14 protein-coding genes are annotated in these 16,600 nt (G+C 62.4%); 3 read left to right on the forward strand and 11 right to left on the reverse strand.

What is annotated here, in order from left to right:
• Window positions 1-10: 10 nt before the first annotated feature.
• The 4 genes from ACKAMS_RS08695 to ACKAMS_RS08710 all read right to left on the reverse strand — a co-directional run bounded on the left by ACKAMS_RS08695 (window position 11) and on the right by ACKAMS_RS08710 (window position 3,475).
• Entirely contained in the window at window positions 11-1,150 is a 1,140-nt protein-coding gene (locus ACKAMS_RS08695; RefSeq protein ID WP_408988929.1) for a serine hydrolase domain-containing protein, read from the reverse strand.
• 180 nt (window positions 1,151-1,330) lie between these two features.
• On the reverse strand, window positions 1,331-1,741 hold the full coding sequence (locus ACKAMS_RS08700; RefSeq protein WP_003945857.1) for a VOC family protein: 411 nt from the start codon (window positions 1,739-1,741) through the stop codon (window positions 1,331-1,333).
• Window positions 1,742-1,875: 134 nt separating this feature from the next.
• On the reverse strand, window positions 1,876-2,877 hold the full coding sequence (locus ACKAMS_RS08705; protein WP_080908907.1) for an AraC family transcriptional regulator: 1,002 nt from the start codon (window positions 2,875-2,877) through the stop codon (window positions 1,876-1,878).
• 55 nt (window positions 2,878-2,932) lie between these two features.
• Window positions 2,933-3,475, reverse strand: coding sequence for a GNAT family N-acetyltransferase (locus ACKAMS_RS08710; protein WP_408988890.1), 543 nt, complete (start codon window positions 3,473-3,475; stop codon window positions 2,933-2,935).
• An 85-nt stretch (window positions 3,476-3,560) separates the two neighbouring features.
• Between ACKAMS_RS08710 and ACKAMS_RS08715 the strand changes: the two genes are divergently transcribed.
• Window positions 3,561-4,865 (forward strand): DUF222 domain-containing protein, encoded by a 1,305-nt coding sequence (locus ACKAMS_RS08715; RefSeq protein ID WP_408988891.1) that lies wholly within the window; start codon window positions 3,561-3,563, stop codon window positions 4,863-4,865.
• A 107-nt stretch (window positions 4,866-4,972) separates the two neighbouring features.
• On the opposite strand, the gene ACKAMS_RS08720 is transcribed toward ACKAMS_RS08715, so the two are convergent.
• The 6 genes from ACKAMS_RS08720 to ACKAMS_RS08745 all read right to left on the reverse strand — a co-directional run bounded on the left by ACKAMS_RS08720 (window position 4,973) and on the right by ACKAMS_RS08745 (window position 12,022).
• Window positions 4,973-6,142, reverse strand: coding sequence for a lipid-transfer protein (locus tag ACKAMS_RS08720; RefSeq protein WP_019746856.1), 1,170 nt, complete (start codon window positions 6,140-6,142; stop codon window positions 4,973-4,975).
• Entirely contained in the window at window positions 6,139-6,579 is a 441-nt protein-coding gene (locus ACKAMS_RS08725; RefSeq protein WP_020968404.1) for a MaoC family dehydratase, read from the reverse strand. The genes ACKAMS_RS08720 and ACKAMS_RS08725 overlap by 4 nt, the downstream gene beginning before the upstream one ends.
• Window positions 6,580-6,581: 2 nt before the next feature.
• Complete coding sequence (locus ACKAMS_RS08730) at window positions 6,582-7,589, reverse strand: bifunctional MaoC family dehydratase N-terminal/OB-fold nucleic acid binding domain-containing protein (RefSeq protein ID WP_387405141.1); 1,008 nt, start codon at window positions 7,587-7,589, stop codon at window positions 6,582-6,584.
• A 10-nt stretch (window positions 7,590-7,599) separates the two neighbouring features.
• Window positions 7,600-8,751: an acyl-CoA dehydrogenase family protein gene (locus ACKAMS_RS08735; RefSeq protein WP_084326786.1), complete on the reverse strand. Its 1,152-nt coding sequence runs from the start codon at window positions 8,749-8,751 to the stop codon at window positions 7,600-7,602.
• Window positions 8,736-9,776, reverse strand: coding sequence for an acyl-CoA dehydrogenase family protein (locus ACKAMS_RS08740; RefSeq protein ID WP_020968401.1), 1,041 nt, complete (start codon window positions 9,774-9,776; stop codon window positions 8,736-8,738). Before ACKAMS_RS08740 ends, ACKAMS_RS08735 begins: the two co-directional genes overlap by 16 nt.
• Window positions 9,777-9,859: 83 nt before the next feature.
• Complete coding sequence (locus ACKAMS_RS08745) at window positions 9,860-12,022, reverse strand: acyl-CoA dehydrogenase (RefSeq protein WP_283384699.1); 2,163 nt, start codon at window positions 12,020-12,022, stop codon at window positions 9,860-9,862.
• A gap of 94 nt (window positions 12,023-12,116) precedes the next feature.
• Here ACKAMS_RS08745 and kstR point away from each other — a divergent pair, with 94 nt between their 5' ends.
• Window positions 12,117-12,755, forward strand: a complete 639-nt coding sequence (gene kstR / locus ACKAMS_RS08750) for a cholesterol catabolism transcriptional regulator KstR (RefSeq protein WP_003945752.1) — start codon at window positions 12,117-12,119, stop codon at window positions 12,753-12,755.
• Window positions 12,756-12,842: 87 nt separating this feature from the next.
• Complete coding sequence (otsB, locus tag ACKAMS_RS08755; protein WP_019746851.1) at window positions 12,843-15,383, forward strand: trehalose-phosphatase; 2,541 nt, start codon at window positions 12,843-12,845, stop codon at window positions 15,381-15,383.
• A gap of 3 nt (window positions 15,384-15,386) precedes the next feature.
• On the opposite strand, the gene ACKAMS_RS08760 is transcribed toward otsB, so the two are convergent.
• Window positions 15,387-16,475: a LacI family DNA-binding transcriptional regulator gene (locus tag ACKAMS_RS08760; protein WP_007733995.1), complete on the reverse strand. Its 1,089-nt coding sequence runs from the start codon at window positions 16,473-16,475 to the stop codon at window positions 15,387-15,389.
• Between the last annotated feature and the right edge of the window lie 125 nt (window positions 16,476-16,600).

Raw genomic sequence — 16,600 nt, forward strand, 5'->3', positions numbered from 1 at the left:
ATCCAGCCGATCACTGGTAAACGGCGGTCTCGAATTCCAGGTATCCGTTGATGGATCCAGCGTCCGCGAACGGCAGAATCTGCGTTGCCCAGAACCCGCCGACGCCGGTCTGCCGGTCGATCCAGTAATAGAGGTTGGCAAGACCCGCCCAAGCCAGCGATCCGGCCGGCCTACCGGTGGGTGCCACCTCTTCATTTGTCATGAAGGAGTATGCCCATCCCTTGGGTACACCGGGGAAGAATTCCGCATCGTTGGACAGCGTCGGGAGAACTCCGGGCAACAACCCCACGTGCTGGCCTTCGAGCCCGTTCTGAACAGCTGCAGCTACCGTCTCCGGCGACAACACGCGACCGGATGTGCCTGCGCCGTCGTTGAGCCACATACGAATGAACTTCGTGTAGTCGCCGACAGTGCCGTGCAAACCGTGACCACCCATGTGCACCTCGGGTTCGGCCGGAAGCTCGAATCCGATGAGCGGAGTGAGGCTTCCGTCGCTCTCACGCTGATGGATCGGCGCAAGTCGATCCTTCATCGACGGGCTCATCGTGAATGCCGTATCGGCCATCTCGAGAGGTTCGAAGATGCGCTGACGCATGACATCGCCGAGTCGCTGACCTCGAATCGACTCGACGACCTGTCCGGCCCAGTCGATGTTGGTGCCGTACTCCCATTTCTCACCCGGGTCGAAGAGCAGCGGTGTCGTGAGCGCCGCTTTGCTACACGTGATCACGCTGGGCTGCCCATGTTCCTGCGAGAGCCGGTTGTACGACTCGTTGAAGAAGTCGTAGCCGAACCCTGCAGTGTGAAGGAGCAGCATGCGAGTGGTGATGTCACGCTTGGGTTCTCGAAGAACGGGGTTTCCGCCGGCGTCGAAACCGTCCAGGACCTTCAGCTCACCGATGTCGGGAACATAGGTCGCTGCAGGTGCATCGAGATCGAGCAATCCCTCCTCCACACATTGCAGGACAGCGGTACCGGTGATCGCCTTGGTGGTGGAGAAGAGCGCAAAGGTTGTATCGAGGGTCATCGGAACGCCGGAACCGAGAGTCCGCTCGCCCGCAGCACCCTCGTAGATGTTGCCTTCTCGATCCGTGATCATCGCGACCACACCCGGGACGCGATCAGCCCCCTGAGTTGCTCGCGCCAGCACGTCGTCGAGGCGCTGCTTCGAAAGGGGCTTCCGCGCAATATCTTCGATCGTCACTGCATTTCTCCATCCGACTTGCAACTTGTCTTGTCGAACAGAATGTAACGGCGATCACACACCCGGCTCTGCCTCGAAACGGCAGGAAAACTGTCTCGTTTCGGCAGAACCGGGCAGAGTCTGGAGTCAGCTCTGGGGCGCTCCGATATTCACCAGCCAGGAAATACCGAATTTGTCTGTACAGGCGCCGAATTCGTCGCCCCACATCTGCTTCTCGAGCGGAACGCTGACCGTACCTGTTCCCGACAGTTGCTCCCAGTACCCGCGCAGCACATCGCCGTCGTCGCCGCTGAGGCTGACCGTGATGTTGTCGCCGGGGTTGTACGGCATGCCGGGCGGAGTGTCAGCACCCATCAGGGTGTATCCCTGATCGGTCTCGAGCATTCCGTGCATGATCTTGTCCCCGCCTTCGCCGGGATTGCCGAATTCACCGAACGTGCTCAGCGCCAGCGTGCCACCGAAAATGCCCTTGTAGAACTCCAACGCTTCACGCGCGTTACCGTTGAAACTGATGTACGGATTGAGTCGAGTTGCCATGACGTACTCCTAGCTCGTGGGATTGCTGTCTTGTTCGATTTCAATCCTTGCAGAACGCTCCGACACGAAACAACGGATCATCGCAGTTCATCGAGTGCGTAAACCGATCGTCACGACCGTTCAAACAACTGTCCTCAGAGTGGGTTCCGAGTCTCGGAAGGCAACTCTCCGAACCGTTTCCGGTAGGCGGCCGCAAACATGCCCAGATTGACGTAGCCCCAGGCGTTTGCGATTTCGGAGACGGTTCTCCCATCGGAACGCAACAGTTCGCTGCGTACCCCCTCCAGTCGACGCGCGCGCAATCGATGCCCCGGCGTGGTGTCTCGGTATCGTCGAAATCCCGCAGTGAGCGCCCGGACACTGACGCCCACCGCAGCCGCGATCTCGGACGCCGTCGGCACCGAGCGCGCGAAGGTATCGATGTACTCCTCCGCCGATCGCACGTATGCCGGTTCGGCGGAGGCGACGTCGGCGCCGAGTTGCAACCCGGCCTGCGTCGCCCACTCGTCGAGAAGCTGAGCCGTGATGAGTTCTTGAACCCTGGCGCCCAGCCTTTCACCCGACATCGCGTCAGGCGACTCTGCAATCGCGCGAACGACGTAGTCCATCAATGCGAGCCAACTCGAGCCACGCCCGCCGATGGTGCACTTGTGCCGCCACAGACGATCGTCGGGAACCGCCCCGTACCACTGCCGGGCGTGGTCCGCGACAAGCTGATGCGGCACAGTGAGATTCAGCTGCAGATGATCCGCGTCGAATTCGACGAAATAGTCGGTCCGACTACAGTCGGCGACAAAAGTCTCCCCCACGGCAGTATTTGCCGCAGCTCCCCGACCAAGGGCATGTCGGCCGTTGCCTCTGATCGTCGTCAGAACCAGAATGTTTCCGGCCTCAGGAGAACATTCACCGACAGAGACCGGAATGCCGTAGCAGAATCGGGTGACGTCGATCTTGCCCACCGCCGCCGAGTACATGTCCGAAGCCGGCTTCAACCGACTTCCTATCGGCGTGACCGTATACGGCATGTAGATGTTGTCGGACCATTCCTTGATGCGGTCCCAGTCCCGAGAAAAGGCCTGGTGATGCTGCATAGTGGGCCGGCCGGCCGCGTCGATGAGCAAGGCATCCTCGAACATGGTTCGAGTATCGCACCAGGGCCCGGGAAGGTCACGAAAAGTGAGCTGACGCGGTCTATGGCTGTACGGCGGCAGATCGTGTTGCAGCAAAAAGCAGCGAATCCACCGCGGTCCCCCGGATCACCATGTGTGCCCTCATCCGCCCCTCCTCCACCATTCCGATTTTGGTGAGCACCGACGCCGACGCCGAGTTCTCCGGACGACACGTTGCCTGCACGCGCTGTGCTCCAAGGCGAGCGAAGGCGAGTCCCAGGACCGCGCTCCCTGCCTCGGATGCATAACCTCGTCCTTGGGACTTCGGGTTCACGACAAAACCGAGTTCCGCCCGCCGGTGCGCGGCGGACACTTCCCACACAGCTACGGAACCGATGACCGTTCCATCAGCCTTCGACGTGATGGCCAGGGTGAACGTGCGACGTTCGACGAGCTCAGCTTCGAGTGCCGCGTCAGCCAGGAATGCCCTGCTCACCGCGGGGGTGTTCGGCCCCCAATCAACATATCTACAGACGGCAGGGTCGGACGCGTACTGATGGACGGCATCTTCATCCGCGACAGTGAAATCTCGAAGAACAAGGCGTTCCGTAGTCAACGTGAACATCCAGCGATCCTAGAGCGAGCCCGAAAGCACCTCTTGACTCGAACGGGTGTTCGAGTATTGTTTGGGGAGGGGATCGGGGGATTCAATGAGTGTTCTGTTGTCGGATGTGGTGTCGGGTTCTGCGGTGGGGTTGCGCGGACGCCTGTGGCGGTTGTCTGCTTCTGAGTTGCGTGCGGCTGCGGTGTCGGCGAGTGCGGAGATTCTGCGGCTCGAGGCCGTTCGTGTGGCGGCGGTGGACGAACTCTCGATGCGCCCGGATGATCAGGTGATTGCCAGCCGCGGTGTCGGTTCGTGGTTGGCGGCGAACACGATGCTGCAGGTTCGGGACGGGAAGAAGATCGCCGCGTTGGGTGCGGCGCTGCGGCCGTTTCCGGCGGTGGCTGCCCGGTTCGATGTCGGGGACTGCTCCTTCGAGCACGCCGTGCTGATCGTGGCGTTCTGCGAATCACCACCGAAGGGAATGCCGGACGAAGCGCTCCCTCGCTGTATCGACCTACTGTTGGCGGCCGCGTCCGGAGTGGAAGCGACGACCACGAAAGTCCGGAACGTCATCGCGACCTTGGAGCGAATCTTCGAATCGGATGAGATTCCGCCCGCCGAAGATGTGGATCGCAACGAGCTCCGGATCGCGTCGACGTTGAACGGCCGGGTGGTGGTGCGCGGCGATTTCGATGCTCTCACCGGCGAAATGCTGCTCTCCGCCCTGTCGAATCTGACGATTCCCACCCCGGCACCCGATGGAACCCCCGATGCCCGGTCGGCGGCGAAGCGGACCGCGGACGGGTTCACCGAACTGATCCGGCGTTACCTGGACTGCGCGAAGACCGGTAACGATGGTGGCCAGCGGCCGCACGTGAACGTGCACATCAACGCCCGTGATCTCGCGGAGCACCGGGACTGCGCCGCCGCGCCCGCTGCTCCTGATGGTGGAGCGGCTGTGTCGGATATCGATGTCGGGCACATGCCCTGGCTCGGACCACTATCCGTATCGCAGACCAGACTCCTCGGGTGCGACTGTTTCCTCTCGACCGTGCTGCTCGACGATCACGGCGCGCCGCTCGATGCGAAACCCGGGAAACGGTTGGTCACCGCGGAGCAGCGAGTGGCGTTGATCGCCCGCGACAAAGGCTGCGCCTTCCCCGGCTGCACATGCGTGCCCGCCTGGACGGATGCGCACCACATCCGGCACTGGGCCAACGGCGGCCCGACGGTGATGAACAACCTTGTCCTACTGTGCCGTTCACATCATCGATTGATGCACCGAAAAACCGGATTCGTCGGGAAATGGGAAATCCGGATCGGGGTCGACAACAAACCGTGGTTCATCCCACCACCCTCGATCGACCCGCAGCGGCATCCGCGGCCGGCGAACACCACCTTCAAAACCTGAGGTAGTACTCCTCGGGCACAACAGAACACGGGCCAGCACCGCATCGAAGGAAACCTCGGTGCGGTGCCAACAGGCCGTGACGCTTGATGAAGCTGTGCTCACAACGATCAGCGAGTCAGAACAAGCCCTGATGTCGGAACGCCCGTTCCCGCAGTCACCAGTACATTCTCGACGGAGTCGACCTGGTTGACCGAAGTACCGCGGATCTGCCGAACTCCCTCGGCGATACCGTTCATCCCGTGGATGTATGCCTCGCCGAGCTGTCCACCATGGGTGTTGATCGGAAGCTTGCCTCCGAGTTCGATTGCGCCACCGGCGATGAAGTCCTTGGCCTCTCCCCTTCCGCAGAAACCGAGTTCCTCGAGCTGCATCAGAACATAGGGCGTGAAGTGGTCGTAGAAGATCGCCGTCTGCATGTCCGACGGGCGCAGCCCACTTTGTGACCAGAGTTGATCGCCGACAAGGCCCATCTCCGGTAGGCCGGTCAAACCGTCGCGGTAATAGCTGGTCATGATGTATTGATCTGCCCCGCTGCCCTGTGCGGCGGCAGCGATAACGGCGGGTGTGTTCTTCAGATCTTTGGCTCGTTCTGGCGAGGTGACGACGATGGCGATGCCGCCGTCGGATTCCTGGCAGCAATCGAGGAGATGCAAAGGTTCAGCGATGAATCGCGAGTTCTGATGGTCCTCGAGGGTGATCGGTTTTCCGTAGAAGAACGCCTTCGGATTGGTGGCTGCATGCTTACGGTCCGCGACGGCGATTCGACCGAAGTCCTCGCTGGACGCTCCGTATACGTGCATGTATCGCTGCGCGACCATCGCGACAAACGATGCGGGAGTACCCAATCCGTGAGGATAGGAAAAGGCGTTGTCCGTTCCCGACGAATTGACCTGCGCCACAAGGCCGGAGTTCACCTGCCCGAAACGCGCACCCGATCGCTCGTTGAATGCGCGATAGGCCACGACGACGTCCGCGACGCCAGTGGCAACCGCCATGGCCGCCTGCTGAATCGTCGCCGCAGCGGCACCGCCACCGTAGTGAATACGACTGAAGAATTTGAGGTTCGGGATACCCACCGAACGAGCCACTGCCACTTCGGTGTTGGTGTCCATGGTGAACGAGGTAAGACCGTCGACGTCGGCGGGTGTCAGACCGGCGTCGTCCAACGCGGCTTGAACAGCCTCGGCGGCCAGTCGCAGTTCACTGCGACCGGAGTCCTTCGAGAAATCCGTGGCTCCGATTCCGACGATCGCGGCCTTGCCGGACAATGCGCTCATTCAATGTCTCCGTTTTCAATGTCTCCATTCGAGCCCGACGCCGGAAATGCCAGTGTGACCTGCGCAGTGATGTGATCTCCCAGACTGTTCTTGCCGACCACCGCGAGAGAAACGAGATCCTCGTCGTAGGAGGTCACCGTGCCGGAGAGCGTCAAAGTGTCGTAGGCGTACCACGGGACCCCGAGGCGCAGCTTGATCGACGTGAGTACTGCCCGCGGTCCTGCCCAGTCGGTCACGAATCGCTGCACCAGGCCGGTGTCGGTGAGGATGTTGACAAAAATGTCTTTCGAGCCGCGTTTCTGTGCGAGATCACGGTCGTGGTGAACATCCTGAAAGTCGCGGGTAGCTAGTGCTGCCGAGACCACAAACGTCGGGTCGCCGTAAATCGAGAGCTGCGGAAGAACTTCTCCCACAGTGATATCCGTCGTCAAAGTCATCGTCACTCCTTCCCCGCAGAATCCGCAGAAACCGCCGAAACCGCAGAAGCCCCAACCGGCTGCCAGGCGTACAAAGTCCAGGGAGTTCCCCCGGTCTCGTCGTCTCCGGGGAAGTCGAGGTAGATCGCCTCCACCTCCATTCCGATCGACACACTCGAGGGATCGACGCCGCGCAATTCGCCGAGCATCCGCACACCCTCAGGCAGTTCGACCAGGGCAACGACGAACGGCAACGACCGACCAGGAACCTTGGGCGCGTGGTGAACGACGAAACTGAAGACCGTTCCCCGCCCTGACGCGACCACGTAGTCGGTCTGCTCCGACTTGTCCTTCCAGATCGCGGGCACGGGTGGGTGCTGCACCGAACCATCCGCACGCAGTTGAATACGCAACTCGTGTGCGGCGACACCGTCCCAGAAGAACTGTGTGTCGAGAGACGCCGTCGGGCGCAGCATCCGAGATGCGTCCAGGTCCGCAGGCACGTCAGTGGAGGGACGCTCACTTACCGGCGGCGCGAACTTCAAGATCCGGAACATCATCTCCGAGACCAGTTCTTCGCCGACCCGCCAGAAGCTGCGGGTAGTGAAGAACCACCCTTCACCAAGACCTGTCTTCTTCGGTCCCACTACGTCTTCCAACACCGAGGAGATGGTGACTTCTTCACCCGGCTTCAAATAGCGGTGGTAGATCTGATCGCAGTTGGTCGCGACGACGGACGTGAATCCGGCCTCGTCGAGAATGTCCGTCATCCGGCCCAACGGATCGTCGGCTTCTCGAATTGCCCCCAGACCGCGCATCGTCCATACCTGCGCCATCGCCGGCGGCGCGACTATTCCGTCGTGTCCGGCGGCGCGGGCGGCCGATTCGTCGACGTAGATCGGGTTCTCGTCACCGATCGCCTCGACCCAGTTGCGGATCATCGGCAAGTTCACGGGGTCACGGCCGGCGCGAGGAGCGCTTGGCCCGTCCTCTCGAACCCGCTCGGCAGCAGTGAGAATGGGATCTGACACGATTTGTTTCCTATCTCGGAACGCGGGGAAGCTTCAGGCCGGCGGTAGCGATCAATTCGCGCATCACCTCGTTGACTCCACCGCCGAAGGTGATCACCAGGTTGCGCTTGATCTGCATGTCCAGCCACTCCATGAGATCAGCCGTTTCGGGATCGATCGGATTTCCGTACCGTCCGACGATCTCTTCCGCGAGTCGACCGACTCGCTGGATGCGTTCGGTCGCAAATACTTTGGTTGCCGAAGCGTCGGCAATGTCCACCGACTCCGAATCACTCGATGCCACTTGCCAGTTGAGCAGTTCGTTGAGGCGATACGTCGCGTGAATCTCACCGAGCGCGCGTCGTACGTCAACGTGATCAAGCAGGTTTTCACGCTTGGCCCAATCGAAGACGTGGTCGTAAATCCCTGCGACACGACCTGCCGGACCGAGCATGACGCGTTCGTGGTTGAGCTGCGTCGTGATCAGGCGCCAACCCTGATTCTCTTCACCCACAAGCATGTTCGCCGGAACGCGAACGTCCTCGTAGTAGGTGGCATTGACGTGATGCGCACCGTCGCAAGTGATGATCGGGGTCCAGGTGTAGCCGGGATCTTTGGTATCCATGATCAGGATCGAGATGCCGCGGTGCCGTGAATCGGCAGATCCGGTCCGCACGGCGAGCCACACGTAATCGGCGTCATGCCCGCCGGTGGTGAAAATCTTCTGGCCGTTGACGACGTACTCGTCACCATTGCGTGCCGCCGAAGTACGCAGGGCTGCAAGGTCGGTGCCGGCTTCCGGTTCGGTGTAGCCGATCGCGAAGTGCACTTCACCGGCGAGGATCGCGGGCAGGAATTTCTGCTTCTGCTCCTCGCTGCCGTACTTCTGCAGAGTCGGACCGACGGTCTGCAACGTCACCGAAGGCAGTGGGACATCCGCCCGCACAGCCTCGTTGACAAAAATCTGCTGCTCGACTTCACCGAACCCACGTCCGCCGTACTCCACCGGCCAGCCGACGCCGAGCCAACCGTCCTTGCCCATACGACGGATGACCTCACGATAGGTAGGGCCATGCCGCTCCACACGCATGATCTTGGCCTCCTCGGGCGAGATCAGCGTCGAGAAGTAGCGTCGAAGTTCAGCTTGCAATGCGCGCTGACTGTCGGTCAGATCGATGAACACCGGGCCCCCACGAGGTCGAGTCGCTGCGAAGCGCCGCCGAGCAGGCGCGCCAAGTCTTTTGCAGTCGAGTAGTAACGATGAAGCGGATACGTGACGTCGACGCCCAGACCGCCGTGCAGGTGGTGAAGCACCTGCATTGTGGCGGGTACTTCCTGGGCGATCCAGTACGCCATGACGTCGAGGTCCGACTGAGCATCCAGGCCCTCCGACACGCGCCAGGACGCCGACAACGCCGCGACGTGAAGAGTCCGCGAGGTGACATAGGCGTCGGCGATCTGCTGTGAGACCGCCTGGAACGTTGCGAGCGGCTTGCCGAATTGCTCGCGTGAGCCGACATGTGCCGCAGTGAGATCGACGGCACCGGACACTAAACCGTCTGCAACGGCTCCGATACTCGCCGTAGCGATCCGGTACAGCGTCTGGACGGCTTCCTCACCGGCACCGAGAAGTTCACCGACTGCCTCGTCCATCGTGACTGCGAACTCGGGACTGCCGGAAGCACTGGGTGTCGGCGTCAATGCGACGCCGGCGGCGGTCGGATCGACAAGAACGACTCCGGCGTCGGTGGGCACAAGAATTCTGTGTGCGCTCGCCGCGAAAGGCACGGCAAGCACCGTCCCGCTGACGCGATACCAGTCGCCCGACTGATGGGCGGTGGTCGACGGCTGCGCCGGGAACTGCTGACCCGGCTCACCGAGCGCCGCGGTGAACACCCGTCCGGCGCTGACTCCGGTGAGCAATTCGTCCTGCTGAGCGTCGGTCCCCAGAGCAACGATGGGAAGTACGCCGAAGCCGAGGGTTGCGAGAGCCGGAATAGGAGCGGCGGCCCGGCCGACCTCGACGAGAAGAGAGCCGACGTCGGTGACCGAGAGGCCCTCGCCGCCCAGACGCTCGGGCAGTGCCAACGTGAGCAGGTCGGCTTCGGCGAATGCCGCCCAGAGCGCGTCCGGCTCCAGTTCACGGGCAAGGAGCGCGGTAGCCACCTCGGCAACCGCTTCCTGGGTTTCATCGGGAGTGAAGTCCACGCTGGCAATCCTGTCTCTGATGTAGAACGTGTTCTAGTTGTATCACCAACGTGGACATTTCTAAAGGCCTCTACTCGCGCCGTCTAATCACGCGGCAGGCCCAGAATTCTCTCCGCGGCGACGGTCAACAGAATCTGCGTGGTTCCGCCGGCAATCGACAGGCATCGCGTGTTGAGGAACTCACGCGAGAGCGGACCCTCCACCCATCCGGCTGGGCCACCCAATTCCATGGCGAACTCTGCGACATTCTGACGCTGGCGCACGCCCACCAGCTTGCGGACGCTCGACGCCGGGCCCGGATCCTGACCATCCAATTGCCGCAGTGTCGTGCGCAATTCCAGCAACGAGCCCACCATGGCGGTTCCGATCAGCCCACCGAGCTTGTCTGCAACCACAGGATCGGAATCGCCCGCCAGCTCGAGCAATTCCTCCATCGCACCGCCGAGCGAAGAGCCGCCGCTCATCGCGACTCGCTCGTTGGCGAGGGTTGTTCGGGCCAGTTTCCAGCCTCCGCCGAGGTGGCCGACGACGCAGTCGTCCGGCACGAAGACGTCGTCGAGGAAGACTTCGTTGAAGAGCGCGTCGCCGGTGATCTCACGCAGCGGCGAGATCCGAATCCCGGCTGTCTTCATGTCGAGAAGGAAGTACGTGATGCCCTTGTGCTTGGGAACCTCGCGATCGGTTCTGGCGAGGCAGATAGCCCAGTCAGCTTCACGTGCAAGCGAAGTCCAGACTTTCTGTCCGTTCAGCTTCCAACCGCCGTCGACCTTCTCCGCGGTCGTACGCAGCGCGGCAAGATCGGAACCTGCGCCAGGTTCACTGAAAAGCTGACACCAGGTGATCTCACCCTTGAGCGTCGGTGTCGCAAATCTTTCGATCTGCTCCGCACTGCCGTGCTCGAGGATGGTGGGAACTGCCCACCACCCGATCACGAGATCGGGTCGGCCGATACCGACGGCAGCCAACTCTTCCTCGATCAAAATCTGTTGCGCGGCCTTGGCGCCCCGGCCGTACGGCTTCGGCCAGTGCGGCGCAAGGTAGCCCGATTCGGCCAAAGCGTTGCGCTGTTCGGATTCGGGCAGCGCCACCAATTGCGCTACCTCTTCGCGAATGTCGGACCGGTCGGATTCCAGCTCACTCAAGTCGATCTGAAGGTGACGCCGTGCACCACCGATCGTCAATTCAGCGACGCGTGCGCGCCAGCGGGACGATCCGCCCAGAATCTGCCGGAGCGACAGTGCTCGGCGAAGGTAGAAGTGCGCCTCGTGCTCCCAGGTGAATCCGATGCCGCCGAGCACTTGAATGCAGTCTTTCGCCGTGTCGACAGCGGCGTCCAGAGACACCGCGGCCGCCACCGCCGCCGCGATCGGAAGTTCGTCGCCCGACTCGGCAGCGACCGCACCGTCCCAGGCGACAGCTCCGGCATTTTCCACTCGGCACAGCATTTCGGCACAGATATGTTTGATCGCCTGGAACGAACCGATGGGCTTTCCGAATTGTTCGCGAATCTTCGCGTACTCCACCGCAGTACGCAGACTCCACGCCGCAATTCCGGCAGCTTCGGCAGCCCCAAGTACCGCCGCTAGATCGGAAACCGATCCTGGCGCAATGTCATCGAGGATTCGGTCGGCGTCGACCGTCACTCGGTCGAAGGAGACTCGCGCCAGTGGTCGCGACTTGTCGATCGTGTCGACCGCTTCGTAGGTCACACCTTCGCTGTCTCCGTCGACGAGAGCCCAGACGACACGCGAGCCTTCACCTTCCGACACCACGCCCGCCGACACGAGGACCGATACGCCCGAGTCTCCACCCCAGGCGTAACCTCCTTCGCCATGAAGCTCGATGCCGCCGGACGCATTCGCCGTTGCCGCAACTGGACTTTCGTCCAATACGACAGCACACGGCAACGCACCGTCGGCGAGCATTTCGGACCAGCGTTTGGCAGCTGGCGACGAACTACGCCCAACCACCAGAGCTGCAAGCGCAGTCGTGAGAACAGGACCCGGCACGAGTTCGATTGCCGCCTGCTCGAGCATTGCTGCGAGATCGACGATTTCGGCTCCGGCTCCGCCTACCGATTCAGGAACGGCGACCGAAAATATCCCGAGAGACGCGAACTCGGACCATTTCTCCCGCCACGAAACTGCTGGTCCACGGCGTACCATGTCCATCGGCGTGGCCGAGCGAGCCCAGGCCTCTATCGATTCCTGGACCGCCCGCTGTTCATCGGTCGTGGCGATTGTCACAACTGGTTCCCGCCTCTCGATAAGTGACACAATTGTTTAGAACGTGTTCTAATATGACACCTGGCCAAGAGTCAAGGCGCGAAGGAATTTGTCGATGACCACAACATCCCGATCCCGCTCCAACGCGGTTGCTTCTGCAACGCTCGGGGACGACGATCTCAGCTCCAACGCGCAACGTGAACGCCGCAAGCGGATTCTCGACGCAACCCTCGCCCTGGCGTCCAAGGGTGGCTACGAGGCTGTTCAAATGCGCGCCGTGGCCGAGCGCGCCGACGTCGCAGTCGGAACGCTCTATCGCTACTTCCCGTCCAAGGTTCACCTGCTGGTGTCCGCTCTGGCACGCGAATTCGAGAAGATCGATTCCAAGGGCAAGATCCCACCCGGAACCAGCCCGCTCGAGCGGATGCAGCTGATCCTCAGCCTCATCACCCGCGCGATGCAGCGCGATCCGCTCCTCACCGAAGCCATGACTCGCGCGTTCATGTTCGCCGACGCCTCCGCAGCGGCAGAGGTCGATCAGGTGGGTCAGTTGATGGACCGCCTCTTCGCACGAGCGATGACCGAAGAGGAGCCGACCGAAGAGCAGTTGGCAATCGCGCGCGTGATCTCCGATGTGTGGCTGTCCAATTTGGTGGCCTGGCTCACGCGACGTTCTTCGGCTACCGATGTCGCCAATCGACTGGAATTGACGGTTGAACTGCTGCTCGGTGATGGAACACGGAAACCCGAATAGACATCCTTTGTCGCATCTGTCATTTTTGCACTGATCTGGCAGAAACGTATCGAGCCAGGAGTCGCTGCATCACCTAGATTTGAAGAGGTGAGCGCACAAGATCTGTCCATCGAACTCCGCCGAGCGCTGTCGGGCGTGGCACGCACGCCGCGTCTGCTCGTAGCCTCCGACTACGACGGGACGATGGCACCCATAGTCGCCAACCCGGACAAGGCGTATCCCCGCGCGGAAACGGTGCGTGCGCTCCGCTCCCTCGCCAGCCTGGCGTCGACGACTGCTGCCGTGATCTCGGGCCGCGCCCTCAAGGATCTGGCGGCGCTGTCCCGGCTTCCCGCCGAAGTGCAATTGGTCGGCAGCCACGGCTCCGAGTTCGACATCGGATTCGTTCACGCGATCGACGCCGACGCCAGGAAACTGCTCGACGAGATCGTCACCGAGTTGGGCCGAATCGCCGCCGATACCCCCGGCGCAACTGTGGAGAAGAAGCCCGCCAGCGTCGCCTTGCACGTACGCAACACCAGCGCCGACGACGCCGAGAAAGCGCTCATCGCCGTTCGCACCGAATCGGCCCTCTGGCCGGGTGTTCAGGTCACCGAGGGTAAGTCGGTGGTCGAGTTGGCGGTCATCGCCACCGACAAGGGCCACGCACTCGACTTGATCCGCCATCAGGACGGCGCTACCGCTGCCGTCTTCATCGGGGACGACGTGACCGACGAAAAGGCGTTCAGCAGGCTGCAGGGGCCGGACATCGGAATCAAGGTCGGCAGCGGGGACACCGTCGCCGACTATCGCGTCGACAGCACCGAGGATGTCGCTGCTGCTCTGGCGTTCCTGCTCGACGAGCGTCGTACGTGGCTTTCCGGTGCCGACGCTCCGCCCATCGAGCGACTCTCGATGCTCGCCAGTCCGCGCACCGTCGCTTTGGTGACCCCGGATGCGACGCTGACCTGGTTGTGTCACCCGGAACCGGATTCCGCGGCGGTCTTCGCGCACCTTCTCGGCGGAACCGGGGCCGGCCACTTCTCGGTCGGGCCTCGCCGAACAGCCTTGCCACTGAGCCAGAAGTACATCGACAGCACGATGACCGTTCAGACCCGCTGGGCGAGCCTGTCCGTCACCGACTACCTCCCGCACGACGTCCCGCAGGGGCGAACCGACCTGACCCGCATCATTTCCGGTCAGGCAGACGCGATCGTCTCGTTTGCACCCCGTCCCGAGTTCGGCCAGGGTCAGGTCACGCTCGAGGTCGTCGACGAGGGCATTCGGGTCCTCGGCACCAACGAGCCGTACGTGCTCCGCTCCCCTGGTGTGCTGTGGAACATCGCCACCGACGGAAACCAGCAGACTGCCCACGCCATCGTCGAGCCGTCCAAGGGCGACGTCGTACTCGAATTGCGCTGCGGAACAGAAGAACTCGGCCCTTCCGAAGTTCCGGAACTCGAGCGTCGAGCGACTTCGGAGGCGTACTGGTCCGATTGGGCCAAGACGCTCGAACTGCCGAAGCTGAAGCCGGACTTGATGAAACGCTCTGCGTTGACCTTGCGCGGGCTGGTTCATGCCGATTCCGGTTCCATCATGGCCGCCGCCACAACATCCCTGCCGGAAGAGATCGGCGGAGTCCGCAACTGGGACTACCGCTACTGCTGGTTGCGCGACGCCGCCCTCACCGCAACAGCTCTCGTGAGCGTCGGATCCACCGACGAAGCCGAGAACTACCTCGACTGGGTCCACCGCGTGCTCGAAACGCTGCCGGGACCCGAGCGCCTGCACCCCCTCTACACGCTCTACGGGACCTCGCTACCGCCAGAGGCCGTCATCGATTCACTTCCCGGATACGCCGGCTCCAGACCGGTCCGCGTCGGAAACGCCGCGAATCAGCAGGTTCAACTGGACGTGTTCGGCCCGATCGTCGAATTGATCGTCGAACTGGCGAATGCACGCGAAAAGGCCGGTGCTCCCGATCCTTTGAGTGACCGCGACTGGGAACTGGTGTGCGCCATGGTCGAAGCAGTGCAGCGGCGCTGGTTCGAACCGGACCACGGCATCTGGGAAATTCGCGACAACCCGCGCCACCACGTCTATTCCAAGGTGATGGGTTGGGTCACCGTCGACCGCGCCGTCGATCTTGCTACTCGCTTTTCTCGCGAGGCTCTGCCCGAGTGGGCGGAACTGCGTGACCAGATCGCCGACGAAGTACGACACAAAGGCTGGAAGGACGACGTCCAGTCGTACACCGCGGCCTACGACGGTACCGATCTCGACGCCGCTACTCTGCACATCGGGCTGTCGGGACTGATCGATCCGACGGATCCACGCTTTGCAGCGACCGTCGTAGCCACCGAAGCTGAACTACGCAGCGGCTCAACGGTATACCGATACCATCACGACGACGGTTTGCCCGGCATCGAAGGTGGGTTCCACCTCTGCGCCGCCTGGCTCGTCGAGGCCTACCTACTGATCGGACAACGCCTGCAAGCAGAGGCACTGTTCGATCAGTTGGTCGCGGCAGCGGGTCCCACCGGACTACTCGCGGAGGAGTACGACCCCATCGCGGAACGCTCGCTGGGCAACCATCCCCAGGCGTACAGCCATCTGGGATTGTTGCGGTGCGCGCAACTCCTGGCGTGAGCGCTACCCCTTGATCCGACCTGATGTTCGCCCTGCCAGTAGTTCGGTGTCGAGCATCTCGACTATCGGAACGCCGGATCCAGACGGCGACATCAGGAGCGCACCGGCGCGCCGGCCCTTCTCTTCCTGGGGCTGGCGCACCGTTGTCAGTGATTCGCGCAGCGCCTCGTCGACGCCGTCGAATCCGGTGATCGACAGTTGGCCAGGTACATCGATGCCCTGCCAGCGCGCCCAGTCCAAGGCGCCGAGAGCCAGCACGTCGGTGGTACAGACCAGTGCGGTGATCTCAGGGTTGGTCGCGAGAGCTTCCGCCGCCGCCGAGTGCCCGGACTGCGATGTGTGGACGTACCGCTCGATCACCGTGAGTGAGAGTGGGTCCATGTCGGACGCCACCATCGCGTCGCGCACTCCTTCGATCCGCTCACGCTGGACGTGGAAGTGCGGGGACTTGAGTCGTTCCTGGCTGACAACGCCGTCCATCCGGTCGCGCCCCAGCCTCATGCAGAGCACGCCGATGTCACGGTGGCCGAGCCCGATGAGGTAATCGGCGACCTTGCGCATGGCAGCGCGGTCGTCGATGCCCACGAGGGATGCACCGGGAATCTCGCGCGGCTGGTCGCACACCACGATCGGAATGTGACGCTCGAGCACGGCAGCGAGATACGGATCGTCGTCGGCCACGGAGTAGACGACGAAGCCGTCGACGCCCGCCTGCTGGACCACGGCTGCAGCATCCACCTCATCCCGGCCGGGCCCGGCCGGGATGAGCAGCAAGCCCTGGCCGGCGTCCTCACACGATTCCGAGAGACCGGCAAGGAAGCTCATGGCGGCCGGGTCGCGGAACGAATAACTGAGTGCTTCGGTGAGCAGAAGACCGACGGCACCGGCTTTGCGAGTTCGCAAGGAGCGGGCGACCGGATCGGGTCCGGGATATCCGCGTCGCTTGGCCGCTTGGAGCACTCGATCCCGCAGCTCGACGGAGAGCTGATCGGGTCGGTTGTACGCGTTCGAGACTGTAGTTCTCGACACATTGAGCTCGGCGGCAAGCGACGCCAAAGTGGCTTGACGGCGTGGCTGACGGGACCGGGGCATAAACGGACGTTAGCCGTAGTGCCCGCAGACGGCGCGTTGGGGCTGAACCGAAGGTGAACTACCAGCGACTATGCGCTAATGTGTAACGGTAACGGTTTCCAATAGCATTTAGCCCAGCCTTTGTT

The organism is Rhodococcus sp. 5A-K4 (assembly GCF_046097995.1).
Lineage (GTDB): Bacteria > Actinomycetota > Actinomycetes > Mycobacteriales > Mycobacteriaceae > Rhodococcus_F > Rhodococcus_F erythropolis.

Bases quoted from the DNA above. Each gene is read 5' to 3' on its own strand.
- ACKAMS_RS08700 (WP_003945857.1), bottom strand. From the start codon at position 1,741: ATGGCAACTCGACTCAATCCGTACATCAGTTTCAACGGTAACGCGCGT.
- ACKAMS_RS08705 (WP_080908907.1), bottom strand. From the start codon at position 2,877: ATGTTCGAGGATGCCTTGCTCATCGACGCGGCCGGCCGGCCCACTATG.
- ACKAMS_RS08710 (WP_408988890.1), bottom strand. From the start codon at position 3,475: ATGTTCACGTTGACTACGGAACGCCTTGTTCTTCGAGATTTCACTGTC.
- ACKAMS_RS08715 (WP_408988891.1), top strand. From the start codon at position 3,561: ATGAGTGTTCTGTTGTCGGATGTGGTGTCGGGTTCTGCGGTGGGGTTG.
- ACKAMS_RS08720 (WP_019746856.1), bottom strand. From the start codon at position 6,142: ATGAGCGCATTGTCCGGCAAGGCCGCGATCGTCGGAATCGGAGCCACG.
- ACKAMS_RS08725 (WP_020968404.1), bottom strand. From the start codon at position 6,579: ATGACTTTGACGACGGATATCACTGTGGGAGAAGTTCTTCCGCAGCTC.
- kstR (WP_003945752.1), top strand. From the start codon at position 12,117: ATGACCACAACATCCCGATCCCGCTCCAACGCGGTTGCTTCTGCAACG.
- ACKAMS_RS08760 (WP_007733995.1), bottom strand. From the start codon at position 16,475: ATGCCCCGGTCCCGTCAGCCACGCCGTCAAGCCACTTTGGCGTCGCTT.